11 protein-coding genes are annotated in these 12,746 nt (G+C 62.4%); 7 read left to right on the top strand and 4 right to left on the bottom strand.

Annotated elements, in window-relative coordinates:
• Positions 1-34 precede the first annotated feature (34 nt).
• Positions 35-1,225, top strand: a complete 1,191-nt coding sequence (gene prpF / locus LOY54_RS18230; protein ID WP_258607492.1) for a 2-methylaconitate cis-trans isomerase PrpF — start codon at positions 35-37, stop codon at positions 1,223-1,225.
• Positions 1,226-1,276: 51 nt separating this feature from the next.
• Positions 1,277-2,761 carry a 2-methylcitrate dehydratase gene (prpD, locus tag LOY54_RS18225; RefSeq protein WP_258607491.1) on the top strand — a complete coding sequence of 495 codons (1,485 nt, stop codon included), beginning with the start codon at positions 1,277-1,279 and terminating at the stop codon, positions 2,759-2,761.
• An 84-nt stretch (positions 2,762-2,845) separates the two neighbouring features.
• Here prpD and acnB read toward each other — a convergent pair whose 3' ends face one another.
• On the bottom strand, positions 2,846-5,455 hold the full coding sequence (gene acnB / locus LOY54_RS18220; protein WP_045194717.1) for a bifunctional aconitate hydratase 2/2-methylisocitrate dehydratase: 2,610 nt from the start codon (positions 5,453-5,455) through the stop codon (positions 2,846-2,848).
• A gap of 406 nt (positions 5,456-5,861) precedes the next feature.
• Between acnB and LOY54_RS18215 the strand changes: the two genes are divergently transcribed.
• On the top strand, positions 5,862-6,329 hold the full coding sequence (locus tag LOY54_RS18215) for a DUF1289 domain-containing protein (RefSeq protein WP_093381002.1): 468 nt from the start codon (positions 5,862-5,864) through the stop codon (positions 6,327-6,329).
• 49 nt (positions 6,330-6,378) lie between these two features.
• Here the strand turns inward: LOY54_RS18215 and LOY54_RS18210 are convergent, their stop codons facing one another.
• A complete protein-coding gene (locus tag LOY54_RS18210; protein ID WP_258607490.1) occupies positions 6,379-7,242 on the bottom strand; it encodes a universal stress protein in 864 nt (287 codons plus the stop codon).
• Between the two features lie 158 nt (positions 7,243-7,400).
• Here LOY54_RS18210 and LOY54_RS18205 point away from each other — a divergent pair, with 158 nt between their 5' ends.
• From LOY54_RS18205 to LOY54_RS18190, 4 genes are all read left to right on the top strand, one after another.
• Positions 7,401-8,006 carry a tRNA-(ms[2]io[6]A)-hydroxylase gene (locus tag LOY54_RS18205; RefSeq protein ID WP_258607489.1) on the top strand — a complete coding sequence of 202 codons (606 nt, stop codon included), beginning with the start codon at positions 7,401-7,403 and terminating at the stop codon, positions 8,004-8,006.
• A 136-nt stretch (positions 8,007-8,142) separates the two neighbouring features.
• Complete coding sequence (locus LOY54_RS18200; protein WP_093381004.1) at positions 8,143-8,616, top strand: MarR family winged helix-turn-helix transcriptional regulator; 474 nt, start codon at positions 8,143-8,145, stop codon at positions 8,614-8,616.
• Positions 8,617-8,655: 39 nt separating this feature from the next.
• Positions 8,656-9,852 (top strand): HlyD family efflux transporter periplasmic adaptor subunit, encoded by a 1,197-nt coding sequence (locus LOY54_RS18195; RefSeq protein WP_045194706.1) that lies wholly within the window; start codon positions 8,656-8,658, stop codon positions 9,850-9,852.
• Positions 9,849-11,381: a DHA2 family efflux MFS transporter permease subunit gene (locus LOY54_RS18190; protein ID WP_258607488.1), complete on the top strand. Its 1,533-nt coding sequence runs from the start codon at positions 9,849-9,851 to the stop codon at positions 11,379-11,381. Before LOY54_RS18195 ends, LOY54_RS18190 begins: the two co-directional genes overlap by 4 nt.
• Positions 11,382-11,444: 63 nt before the next feature.
• Here the strand turns inward: LOY54_RS18190 and lpxH are convergent, their stop codons facing one another.
• Positions 11,445-12,167, bottom strand: a complete 723-nt coding sequence (gene lpxH, locus LOY54_RS18185; protein ID WP_045194702.1) for a UDP-2,3-diacylglucosamine diphosphatase — start codon at positions 12,165-12,167, stop codon at positions 11,445-11,447.
• Positions 12,164-12,667 (bottom strand): peptidylprolyl isomerase, encoded by a 504-nt coding sequence (locus LOY54_RS18180; protein WP_045194699.1) that lies wholly within the window; start codon positions 12,665-12,667, stop codon positions 12,164-12,166. The genes lpxH and LOY54_RS18180 overlap by 4 nt, the downstream gene beginning before the upstream one ends.
• Between the last annotated feature and the right edge of the window lie 79 nt (positions 12,668-12,746).

Here is a 12,746-nt window from a genome sequence, read left to right as displayed (position 1 = left end):
AGCTCCCCCAAAGCACTCACAGGACAACTCAGCCATGGCTCACGTACCCCAGATCAAAATCCCCGCCACCTACATTCGTGGCGGCACCAGCAAGGGCGTATTCTTTCGCCTCGACGACCTGCCGCAAAGTGCGCAGATCCCGGGCCCGGCCCGCGACGCGCTGCTGCTGCGGGTAATCGGCAGCCCCGACCCCTACGGCAAGCAGATCGACGGCATGGGCGGCGCGACGTCGAGCACCAGCAAGACCGTGATCCTCTCGCGCAGCATCAAGCCCGGGCACGATGTCGACTACCTGTTCGGCCAGGTCTCGATCGACACCGCGTTCGTCGACTGGAGCGGCAACTGCGGCAACCTTTCGGCAGCCGTTGGTTCGTTCGCCATCAGCTCCGGCCTGGTCGACAGCAGCCGCATCCCGCACAACGGCGTGGCCGTGGTGCGCATCTGGCAGGCCAATATCGGCAAGACCATCGTTGCCCACGTGCCGATCACTGACGGTGAAGTGCAGGAAACCGGCGACTTCGAACTGGACGGCGTGACCTTCCCGGCCGCCGAAGTGCAGCTCGAATTCATGGACCCGGCCGCCGACGAAGACGGCGAGGGCGGCTCGATGTTCCCCACCGGCAACCTGGTCGATGACCTGGTGGTGCCCGGCGTCGGCACCCTGAAAGCCACGCTGATCAATGCCGGCATCCCGACCATCTTCATCCAGGCCGAGGCCCTCGGCTACACCGGTACCGAGCTGCAGGATGCGATCAACAGCGACTCGCAGGCTCTGGCCCGTTTCGAAACCATCCGTGCCTATGGCGCGGTGCGCATGGGCCTGATCGAGCATATCGACGAGGCCGCCAAGCGCCAGCACACACCGAAAGTCGCCTTTGTCGCGCCAGCGGCGGCTTATCAGTCATCCAGTGGTAAAGCCGTGGCCGCCGGCGACGTTGATCTATTGGTACGGGCGCTGTCCATGGGCAAGCTGCACCACGCCATGATGGGCACCGCTGCGGTTGCCATTGGTACTGCCGCGGCAGTGCCTGGCACCCTGGTCAACCTCGCCGCCGGTGGTGGCGAGCGCACGGCCGTACGTTTCGGTCACCCCTCGGGCACCCTGCGCGTGGGTGCTGAAGCCCGCCAGGTGAACGGTGAGTGGACTGTCACCAAAGCAATCATGAGCCGCAGCGCTCGCGTACTGATGGAGGGCTGGGTACGGGTACCCGGTGATGCCTTCTAACCAGTAGCGGCGCTTGGCTCCCTGTTACCTACGTCAACAGAGAGATGTGAAATGAGTGCCAACGTTGATCTGAATAACCGTCCCGACTACGACCGGGTGCTGCAGGACATCGCCGATTACGTCCTCGGCTACAAGGTCGAGTCGCAGGAAGCGCTGGACACCGCGCGCAACTGCCTGATGGACACCCTGGGCTGCGGCCTGCTGGCCCTGCGCTTCCCGGAATGCACCAAGCACCTGGGGCCGCTGGTGGAGGGCACGGTGGTGCCGTTCGGTGCGCGGGTGCCGGGTACCCGCTACCGCCTGGACCCGGTCAAGGCCGCCTGGGACATCGGTTGCATCGTCCGTTGGCTCGATTACAACGACACCTGGCTGGCTGCCGAATGGGGCCACCCCTCGGACAACCTCGGCGGTATCCTGGCCGTCGCCGATCACCTCTCGCAAAAACGCGTGGCCAATGGCGAAGCGCCGCTGAGCATGCGCGTAGTGCTTGAGGCGATGGTCATGGCTCATGAGATCCAGGGTGTGATTGCCCTGGAAAACTCCTTCAACCGCGTTGGCCTCGATCATGTGCTGCTGGTCAAGGTCGCCTCGACCGCGGTGTGCGCCAAGCTCATGGGCGCCAATCGCGAACAGCTGCTGGCGGCGTTGTCCCACGCCTTTGTCGATGGGCAGGCGTTGCGTACTTATCGCCATGCGCCGAACGCCGGCTCGCGCAAGTCCTGGGCGGCGGGCGATGCCTCCAGCCGTGGCGTGCGCCTGGCCGATATCGCCCTGCGTGGCGAGATGGGCATCCCCGGGGTGCTGACGGCGCCGCAGTGGGGCTTTTATGACGTGCTGTTCAGCCACACCAACAAGGACCTGGCGCTCAAACCCGAAGGCCAACGTGCTTTCAGCCTGAGTCAGAAGTACGCAAGCTACGTGATGGAAAACGTGCTGTTCAAGATCAGCTTCCCGGCCGAATTCCATGCCCAGACTGCCTGCGAAGCGGCAGTCACCTTGCACCCGCAGGTGCGCAACCGCCTGCATGAAATCGAGCGTATCGTCATTACCACCCATGAGTCGGCGATCCGCATCATCTCCAAGGTTGGCACCCTGGCCAATGCCGCCGACCGTGATCACTGCATCCAGTACATGACCGCCGTGCCGCTGATTTTCGGCAACCTGGTGGCCGAGCAGTACGAAGATGATTTCCATGCTGCGCACCCGATCATTGACCGTCTGCGCGAGAAGATGGAGATCGTCGAAGAGCCGCGATTCACCCGCGAGTACCTGGAGGCCGACAAGCGCTCGATCGCCAATGCCGTGCAGGTGTTCTTCAACGATGGTTCGAGTACCGAGCAGGTGGTGGTGGAGTACCCGATCGGCCATCGCCGGCGCCGGGCCGAGGGCATTCCGCTACTGGAAGAGAAGTTCAAGGCCAACCTGGCGACGCGGTTTACCGGGCAGCGCAGCGCCGAGATCTTTGCCCTGTGCAAGGACCAGCAGGCGCTTGAGGCGACGGCGGTGCAGCGGTTTGTGGATTTGTTTGTGATCTGAGGGCCTCATCGCGGGGCAAGCCCGCTCCTACAGGCTCAATAAAAAACCCCGCCAATTGGCGGGGTTTTTTTACGCTAAGTCAGCTTAGGCTTGAACAACCGGGATCTTGGCGTTCGCAGCGGCTTCACGGAACTCGGCGATCTGGTCGAAGCTCAGGTAGCGGTAAACGTCGGCAGCCATGCTGTCGATGTTCTTCGCGTACTCCATGTACTCTTCGACGGTTGGCAGCTTGCCCAGGATCGAGGCAACAGCGGCCAGCTCGGCAGAGGCCAGATAGACGTTGGCGCCATCACCCAGACGGTTCGGGAAGTTACGGGTCGAAGTCGACACTACGGTCGAGTTCGCCGCAACGCGTGCCTGGTTACCCATGCACAGCGAGCAGCCCGGCATTTCCATGCGCGCGCCAGCCTTGCCGTAGATGCCGTAGTAGCCTTCTTCGGTCAGCTGGTGAGCGTCCATCTTGGTGGGCGGCGACAGCCACAGACGGGTCGGGATCGAGCCTTTGACCTTGTCCAGCAGCTTGCCGGCAGCGCGGAAGTGACCGATGTTGGTCATGCACGAACCGATGAACACTTCGTCGATCTTCTCGCCCTGTACCGAGGACAGCAGACGGGCGTCGTCCGGGTCGTTCGGGGCGCAGAGCACAGGCTCTTTGACGTCGGCCAGGTCGATCTCGATGATCTCGGCGTATTCGGCGTCCTTGTCGGCAGCCAGCAGTTGCGGGTTGGCCAGCCAGGCTTCCATCGCTTGCGCGCGGCGTTCCATGGTGCGGGCATCGCCGTAGCCTTCGCTGATCATCCAGCGCAGCAGGGTGATGTTCGACTTCAGGTACTCGGCAACGGCTTTTTCTGGCAGCTTGATGGTGCAACCGGCAGCCGAACGTTCGGCCGAGGCGTCGGACAGTTCGAACGCTTGCTCGACGGTCAGCTCGTCCAGGCCTTCGATTTCCAGGATGCGGCCGGAGAAGGCGTTGATCTTGCCTTTCTTCTCGACGGTCAGCAGGCCTTTCTGGATGCCGTAGTAAGGGATGGCATGGACCAGGTCACGCAGGGTGATGCCTGGCTGCAGCTTGCCCTTGAAGCGCACCAGTACCGACTCCGGCATATCCAGCGGCATGACGCCGGTGGCCGCGGCGAAGGCGACCAGGCCGGAACCTGCAGGGAACGAGATGCCGATCGGGAAGCGGGTGTGCGAGTCACCACCGGTACCGACGGTGTCCGGCAGCAGCATGCGGTTCAGCCAGCTGTGGATGATGCCGTCGCCTGGACGCAGGGACACGCCGCCACGGGTGCGGATGAAATCCGGCAGGGTGTGGTGGGTGGTGACGTCGATCGGCTTTGGATAGGCCGCGGTGTGGCAGAACGACTGCATGACCAGGTCGGCGGAGAAGCCCAGGCACGCCAGGTCTTTCAGTTCGTCACGGGTCATCGGGCCAGTGGTGTCCTGGGAGCCGACGGTGGTCATCTTCGGTTCGCAGTAGGTGCCTGGACGCACGCCTTTGCCTTCCGGCAGGCCGCAGGCTTTACCGACCATCTTCTGTGCCAGGGTGTAGCCCTTGCCGGTGTCGACAGGTGCTTCAGGCAGCTTGAACAGGTCGGTTGGGCCCAGGCCCAGCTCGGCGCGGGCTTTCTCGGTCAGGCCACGGCCGACGATCAGCGGGATACGGCCGCCAGCGCGGACTTCGTCGAGCAGCACCGGGGTCTTCAGTTCGAAGGTGGTGATGACGTCTTCGGTGCCGTGCTTGCAGACTTTGCCAGCGTGCGGGTAAACGTCGATGACGTCGCCCATGTTCAGGTTCGACACGTCGAACTCGATCGGCAGGGCGCCGGCGTCTTCCATGGTGTTGTAGAAGATCGGGGCGATTTTCGAGCCGAAGCAGAAGCCGCCAGCGCGCTTGTTCGGTACGTACGGGATGTCGTCGCCGAAGAACCACAGCACCGAGTTGGTGGCGGATTTACGCGAGGAACCGGTACCGACCACGTCACCGACGTAGGCAACCGGGAAGCCTTTGGCTTTGACTTCTTCGATCTGCTTGAGCGGGCCGATGGCGCCTTGTTGCTCAGGCACGATGCCGTCACGGGCCATTTTCAGCATGGCCAGGGCGTGCAGCGGGATGTCAGGGCGCGACCAGGCATCCGGGGCAGGGGACAGGTCGTCGGTGTTGGTTTCGCCAGGGACCTTGAACACGGTCAGGCTGTACTTGTCAGCGATGGCTGGCTTGCTGGTGAACCACTCACCGGCGGCCCAGGATTCCAGCACGGCCTTGGCGTGGGCATTGCCCGCCTTGGCTTTTTCGGCGACGTCGTGGAAGGCATCGAACATCAGCAGGGTGTGCTTGAGCTGTTCGGCGGCCACAGGGGCCAGTTCGGCGTTGTCCAGCAGCTCGACCATGGTGGCGATGTTGTAGCCGCCCTGCATGGTGCCCAGCAGCTCAACGGCGCGCTTCTTGTCGATCAGCGGTGAGGTGGCTTCGCCTTTGGCGATGGCGGAAAGGAAACCGGCCTTGACGTAGGCGGCTTCGTCCACTCCTGGTGGAACGCGATTGGTGATCAGGTCGACGAGGACTGCTTCTTCGCCAGCAGGGGGATTCTTCAGCAGCTCGACCAGGCCTGCGGTTTGTTCGGCGTTAAGCGGCTGGGGCACGATACCCTGGGCGGCACGCTCTTCGATGTGTTTGCGGTAGGCTTCAAGCACAGTTATTACCCTCATCAGTGGTCCCAAATGGGTGTCCGGGACGCTCATCCAGAAATTCCGGCAGCCATGCGCAATACGGCTTCTTGGGCCGCGTAGCCAGGGTTGCAGGAAATCCTTACAGAAGCTGCTTTCAAAGTTTTACGCCTGTAGAACGGAGGCTGATGAGGGCTGGCGCGGGACATGCGCGAAGCGAATATCCCGGGCCAACGCCGTTCTACCGGATGAACTGTGCTCGTGACGCTTTGAAAACAGCTTCTAACGGACATTGCTGCCTTAAAAAGGCCGGATGATTCTACGGTAAAAAGTCGATAAAGGTAAGGCGCGCTGGATGACTTTAGCGGGTGACCCTCGTTAGACAAAGGGCTAACATGGCAGCCTGTTCCACCGCCAAGCTGTCGGTTTTTTCATGTCCAATCAGTCAATTAAAACGCCTTGCGTCGGCCTCTGTTCCACGGTTTACGGGGACTTGGTGTGCCGTGGCTGCAAGCGTTTTCACCATGAAGTGATCAACTGGAACGGCTACAACGAAGATGAAAAGCGTGCGGTGTGGCTGCGCCTGGAGCAATTGCTGGTGCAGGTCATGGTGGCCAAACTTGAAGTCTTTGATGCCACGCGTCTGCGCCAGCAACTGGAGCTGCGCAAGGTCCGCTTCGTAGCGCATCAGTCTGAATATTGCTGGGCTTATCAACTGATTGCCCGCGGCGCACGGGTGATCCGTGAGCTGGAGGCTTACGGCATGGTGCTGCTGCCGGAGTTTCGCGACTGGGAATTGCCCGAGCTGCGCGATGCCATTGATCGGGAATTCTTCCTGCTGTCGGAGGCCCATTACCAGCGCTATATCGCGCCAGGCTTTCTCAAGGATGCCTTGGGGTAGGTGGTCAAGCCTGCTCCTGTAGGAGCGGGCTTGACCCGCGATGAGGCCCTCAGCCCCTGGCCAGTTCCGTCAGCTGCACCTTCACCTCCTCGGTCTTGAGCACCAGCACATCACACTCCAGCGCATCGAGCACCACTTCCGCGGTGTTGCCGATCAGCGCCCCGGAAATCCCGGTACGGGCCACGGTGCCAATCACCGTCACCGCCGCTTCGTACTTTTTCGCCGTATAGGGAATCAGCACATCGGCCGGCCCTTCGGCAACATGCAGGCGCTCGTCCTTGATGTCGAACTCGGCCTGGAACGCTGCGCATTCCTCGCGGTACTTGCGCTCGATGGTGTCCTTGAGCTGGTACACCGGGTCTGCCGCTGACAGCATCGGCGACGGGTGGGCACTGATTACATGCAGCTCGCCCTTGGCCAGGCTGGCGATCGCATAGCCGTGATCGATGATGCTGGTGTGCAGCAGGCGATGGGCCTCGTCGTGGTTGCCGACGTCGACTGCGGCAAGGATCACCCCGCCGGTCCAGGGCCGCTCGCTCTTGACCATCAATACCGCGCACGGGCACTGGCGCAGCAGCTTCCAGTCGCTGGGGGTGAGCAGGGCGCGCTTGAGCGGGTTGTCCGGGCGATGCTCCTTGATCACCAGCTCGCAGCCTTCGGCCTGCTGCACACTGACGATCGACTCGTGCAAGGTGTCGTGCCAGGCCTGCTCATGGGTCACGTTGTTGTAGCCGTCATCATGCAGCTGGCTGGCCAGCAGGCTGAGCAGGGCGCTGTGGTCGTGTTTCTTGTCGCACATCAGCAAGTGCAGGCGCGCGCCGGTGACCCCGGCGATCAGTTTGGCCCGGGTCAGCGCCCGGCTGTGAGCGTGATCGGGATCCAGTACCACCAGGATGCTGCGTACTTCTTGCATGAGCGTGAACTCCCTTCATAAATGGCGGCCAATGCCTGACTATAGTCGGCGCCAACTGCACCGGGCGTTGATATGTATCAAGCATAGTTCACTGGTGATCGGCGCTGCTGCCGGTATAATCGCCGGTCTTGCCGTTTGCCCTGCCTGTTTGTGAGCCTATGTCCCTTATCCCTGAAATCGAAGCCTTCCTTGGTTGCCGTACCCCTGATGCCTGGGTCCAGGCGGCGCTCGCCGACCAGGAAACCCTGCTGATCGATCACAAGAACTGCGAGTTCAAGGCTGCCAGCACCGCCCTGAGCCTGATGGCCAAGTACAACACGCACCTGGACCTGATCAACATGATGTCGCGCCTGGCCCGCGAAGAGCTGGTGCACCATGAGCAGGTACTGCGCCTGATGAAGCGGCGCAAGATCGCCCTGCGGCCGTTGTCGGCCGGGCGCTATGCCTCGGGCCTGCGCCGGGTGGTGCGCACCCACGAGCCGGTGAGGCTGGTCGACACCCTGGTGGTCGGCGCCTTTATCGAGGCGCGCAGTTGCGAGCGCTTTGCCGCCTTGGTGCCGCACCTGGATGAAGAGCTGGGCAAGTTCTATCACGGCCTGCTCAACAGCGAAGCGCGGCATTATCAGGGTTACCTCAAGCTTGCCCATCAATACGGCGATGGCGCAGATATCGAGCGGGTGGTGGAGAAGGTCAGGGCGGTCGAGGCCGACCTGATCAGCAGCCCGGATGAAGAGTTCCGTTTTCATAGCGGCGTGCCGGCCTGACTGACCTGTTTTGATCGGGGGCTGCCTTGCAGCCCCTTTTATCAGCCAAATACTAAGCTAGCTAATTAATGCCTTGACGTTAGCTGCCTAAGCAGTAACATTATGTAACTTACTGCCTAAGCAGGTATCTGTGTCCATGCAGCACTACACCCCGGAAAACTTCCAGAACTGCACCCTCGGCATGCTTCTGGGCCGCACCGCGCTGGTCAAGGACCGCATCATCGACAGCCACATGCAGCCTTACGGCGTGACTGCCGCGCAGTTCAAGGTGCTGATCATCGTCGCCCAATACGGCGTCGACACCCCGGCCGAGCTGTGCCGCTACCTGTCGGTTGACAGCGGTTCGATGACGCGCATGCTCGACCGCCTCGAACAGAAAGACCTGATCATCCGCCGCCGTTGCCCGGACGACCGTCGGCAGATTCGCCTGGGTCTGAGCGAAGAAGGCCAGAAGCTCGCCGACCTGCTGCCACAGATCGGCGCTGCGGCGATGAACGAGCTGGTCGGTGTGCTCGAGCCCAGCGAGCTGGCCACCCTCGAAGCGATCCTGAGCAAGGTGCTGCTGGCCGCCGGCGACACCCTGACGGCCATGCGCCTGGGCGCCAAGTAAGCGCCCATTTCACCCATTCACTCAGCCAAGGTATTAGCAATGGCCACTACTTCTTCTGCGCACGACACCACGCAGGACCTCAACAACCAGCGCAAGCGCAAGACCTGGCTGTTGGCCCTGGCGTTGCTGATCGTCGTCGCCGGCGCTGGCGTCTGGGCCTGGCACGAGCTTTACGGGCGCTGGAGCGAAGAGACCGACGATGCCTATGTCAACGGCAACGTAGTGGAGATCACCCCGCTGGTCACCGGCACTGTGGTCAGCATCGGCGCGGACGATGGCGACCTGGTCCACGAAGGCCAGATGCTGCTCGAATTCGACCCCAGCGACGCCGAGGTCGGCCTGCAGGCTGCCGAGGCCAAGCTGGCGCGTGCGGTGCGCCAGGTGCGTGGCCTGTACAGCAACGTCGATGGCAAGAAGGCCCAGGTGGCTGCGCGCCAGGCCGAGCTGAAAAAAGCGCAGGAGAACTTCAACCGGCGACAAACCCTGGCCGCCGGTGGGGCGATCTCCAAAGAAGAGCTGTCCCATGCCCGCGACGACCTGTCTTCGGCGCAAAGCGCCTTGAATGATGCAAAACAGCAGCTCAACACCACAGCGGCGCTGGTCGATGACACCGTGGTGTCGTCGCACCCCGAGGTGATGGCCGCGGCCGCCGAGTTGCGCCAGGCCTACCTCAACAACGCCCGCACCACCCTGGTGGCGCCGGTCACCGGCTACGTCGCCAAGCGCACCGTGCAATTGGGCCAGCGCCTGCAACCGGGCACTGCGACCATGGCAGTGATCCCCCTCGACCAGCTGTGGATCGACGCCAACTTCAAGGAAACCCAACTGCGCAACATGCGCATCGGCCAGCCGGTCGATATCGTTGCCGACCTGTACGGCAGCGACGTCAAGTACAGCGGCACCATCGACAGCCTCGGCGCCGGCACTGGCAGCGCCTTTGCCCTGTTGCCGGCGCAGAACGCCACCGGCAACTGGATCAAGATCGTCCAGCGGGTGCCGGTGCGTATTCATATCAATGCCGAGCAACTGGCCAAGCATCCGCTGCGGATCGGCCTGTCGACCCAGGTCGAGGTCGATCTGCATGACCAGAGCGGCCCGGTGCTGGCCCAGCAGCCGCCGCAGAAGGCCTCGTTCGCCACCCAGGTGTACGACCGTCAACTGGTCGAGGCTGATCGCCTGATCACCAGGCTGATCCATGACAACAGTGCCGGTTCCAGCAAGACGGCGCAGCGATGAGCGCCAATCAGGCTTCCTTTACCCCGCCAAGCCTGTTGCTGACTACTATCGGCCTGTCGCTGGCGACCTTCATGCAGGTGCTCGACACCACCATCGCCAACGTGGCATTGCCAACTATTTCCGGCAACCTCGGCGTCAGTTCGGAGCAGGGCACCTGGGTCATTACCTCGTTTGCGGTGAGCAACGCCATTGCCTTGCCGCTGACCGGCTGGCTCAGCCGGCGCTTCGGTGAGGTCAAGCTGTTCATCTGGGCCACGCTGCTGTTCGTGCTGGCTTCGTTCCTTTGCGGCATTGCCCAGTCGATGCCCGAGCTGGTCGGCTTTCGCGTGCTTCAGGGCATCGTCGCCGGGCCGCTGTATCCGATGACCCAGACCCTGCTGATCGCAGTCTATCCGCCGGCCAAGCGCGGCATGGCCCTGGCGTTATTGGCGATGGTCACGGTGGTGGCGCCGATTGCCGGGCCGATTCTCGGCGGCTGGATCACCGACAGCTACAGCTGGCCGTGGATCTTCTTCATCAACGTGCCGATCGGCCTGTTCGCCGCCGCCGTGGTGCGCCAGCAGATGCGCACGCGTCCGGTCAGCACCAGCCGCCAGCCGATGGACTACATTGGCCTGCTGAGCCTGATCATCGGCGTCGGCGCCTTGCAGATCGTGCTCGACAAGGGCAATGACCTGGATTGGTTCGAGTCGAATTTCATCGTCATTGGCAGCCTGATCTCGGTGGTGTTCCTGGCGGTGTTCATTATCTGGGAGCTGACCGACAAGCACCCGGTGGTCAACCTGCGGCTGTTCGTGCACCGCAACTTTCGCATCGGCACCATCGTGCTGGTCGGCGGCTATGCCGGCTTCTTCGGCATCAATCTGATCCTGCCGCAGTGGCTGCAGACGCAGATGGGCTACACCGCCACCTGGGCAGGCCTGGCGGTGGCGCCGATCGGCCTGTTGCCGGTGCTGATGTCGCCGTTTGTCGGCAAGTACGCGCACAAGTTCGACCTGCGGGTGCTGGCGGGGCTGGCGTTCCTGGCGATTGGCACCAGTTGCTTCATGCGTGCCGGTTTCACCAACGAAGTCGACTTCCAGCACATCGCCCTGGTGCAGCTGTTCATGGGGATCGGCGTGGCGCTGTTCTTCATGCCGACCTTGAGCATCCTGCTCTCCGACCTGCCGCCGCACCAGATCGCCGACGGCTCGGGGCTGGCGACCTTCCTGCGGACCCTGGGCGGCAGTTTTGCCGCGTCGCTGACCACCTGGATCTGGATTCGCCGGGCAGACCAGCACCATGCCTACCTGAGCGAGAGCATCAGCACCTACGAGCCTGCGACCCGCGAGGCGTTGAACCAGCTGGGCGGGGCGAGCGGGCAGTCGTATGCGCAGCTGGAGCGGATGCTCAGCAGTCAGGCGTACATGATGTCGACGGTGGATTACTTCACCCTGATGGGCTGGATTTTCGCAGGCTTGATATTGCTGGTGTGGCTGGCCAAGCCGCCGTTTGCGGCCAAGGCCGGGCCGGCGTCGGCGGGGCACTGATAATCGCGGGGCAAGCCCGCTCCTACCAGGAATGTAGGAGCGGGCTTGCCCCGCGATCAGTCTTCAGGGAAAAGCAAAAGGCTGCAGTTGAAACCCTTGCTCATCCACCTCCAGCGCCCAGCCTTGGCGGTCCCAATCGCCCAGCACGATACGCCGCGCCGGTTGATCGCCGACCACCAGCTTGTGAATCGCCGGCCGATGGGTGTGGCCATGCACCAGGGTGCGCACACCGTATTGCTGCATGATCCGCGGCACTTCCTCGGCGGTCACGTCGACAATGTCGTTGGCCTTCATCCGCGTCTGTGCCCGGCTTTCGCTACGCAGCTTGCGTGCAAGCTTCTGCCGGGTGCTCAGCGGCAGATGCCGAAGAATCCACAGGCTCAACGGGTTGCGCAGGTAACGACGCATCTTCATGTAGGCCAGGTCGCGGGTGCACAGGCTGTCGCCGTGCATCAGCAACACCGGCTCGCCGCCCATCTCGACCACGCTCGGGTCGGCCAGCAGGGTGCAGCCAGCGGCCTTGCAAAAGGCCTGGCCGAGCAGGAAGTCGCGGTTGCCGTGCATCACAAAGACCTGCGTGCCGCTGTCGCTCAAGGCGCGCAGGGCCTGGCAGATCGAGGTCTGGAAGGGCGTCATGGCGTCGTCGCCGATCCATGCCTCGAAAAAATCGCCAAGGATGTACAGCGCCTCGGCGTGCCGCGCACGACCGTCGAGCAGATCAACAAACGCCCGGGTAATGTCCGGGCGTTCTTCTTGCAGGTGCAGATCAGAGATCAGCAGTATCACTCAATGATCTCGGCTTTCTCGATGATCACGTCGTCCTTCGGCACGTCCTGGTGACCGGACTTGGAACCGGTGGCGACTTTCTCGATGGCGTCGACAACCTCGGTACCTTCGGTCACTTTGCCGAATACCGCGTAACCCCAGCCCTGCACGTTCTTGCCGCTGTGGTTGAGGAAGTCGTTGTTCGAGGCGTTGATGAAGAACTGCGCCGAGGCCGAATGCGGCTCCATGGTGCGAGCCATGGCGATGGTGTACTTGTCGTTCTTCAGGCCGTTGTCAGCTTCGTTCTGGATGCTGGCACGCTTGTCACGCTTCTCGTTCATGCCTGGCTCAAAACCGCCGCCCTGGATCATGAAACCCTTGATCACACGGTGGAATACGGTGTTGCTGTAGTGGCCAGCGTTAACGTATTCGATGAAGTTGGCCACGGTGATCGGGGCTTTCTCGGCGTTCAGCTCGATGACGATGTCACCGTGGTTGGTAGTCAGTTTGACTTTGGACATGCTTGAAACTCGCTCTGTTCGGGGGTTTTGCGGTGGTGTAGCTTCAAGCTTCAAGTGGCAAGCTGCAAGAAAAAGCGCA

Origin of the sequence: Pseudomonas sp. B21-032 (assembly GCF_024748965.1) — a bacterium.
Classification (GTDB): domain Bacteria; phylum Pseudomonadota; class Gammaproteobacteria; order Pseudomonadales; family Pseudomonadaceae; genus Aquipseudomonas.
Note: the sequence above shows the minus strand (reverse complement) of the source record. Positions and strands in the feature narration are given on the sequence as shown.

Bases quoted from the DNA above. Each gene is read 5' to 3' on its own strand.
- prpF (WP_258607492.1), top strand. From the start codon at position 35: ATGGCTCACGTACCCCAGATCAAAATCCCCGCCACCTACATTCGTGGC.
- prpD (WP_258607491.1), top strand. From the start codon at position 1,277: ATGAGTGCCAACGTTGATCTGAATAACCGTCCCGACTACGACCGGGTG.
- LOY54_RS18215 (WP_093381002.1), top strand. From the start codon at position 5,862: ATGTCCAATCAGTCAATTAAAACGCCTTGCGTCGGCCTCTGTTCCACG.
- LOY54_RS18210 (WP_258607490.1), bottom strand. From the start codon at position 7,242: ATGCAAGAAGTACGCAGCATCCTGGTGGTACTGGATCCCGATCACGCT.
- LOY54_RS18205 (WP_258607489.1), top strand. From the start codon at position 7,401: ATGTCCCTTATCCCTGAAATCGAAGCCTTCCTTGGTTGCCGTACCCCT.
- LOY54_RS18200 (WP_093381004.1), top strand. From the start codon at position 8,143: ATGCAGCACTACACCCCGGAAAACTTCCAGAACTGCACCCTCGGCATG.
- LOY54_RS18195 (WP_045194706.1), top strand. From the start codon at position 8,656: ATGGCCACTACTTCTTCTGCGCACGACACCACGCAGGACCTCAACAAC.
- LOY54_RS18190 (WP_258607488.1), top strand. From the start codon at position 9,849: ATGAGCGCCAATCAGGCTTCCTTTACCCCGCCAAGCCTGTTGCTGACT.
- LOY54_RS18180 (WP_045194699.1), bottom strand. From the start codon at position 12,667: ATGTCCAAAGTCAAACTGACTACCAACCACGGTGACATCGTCATCGAG.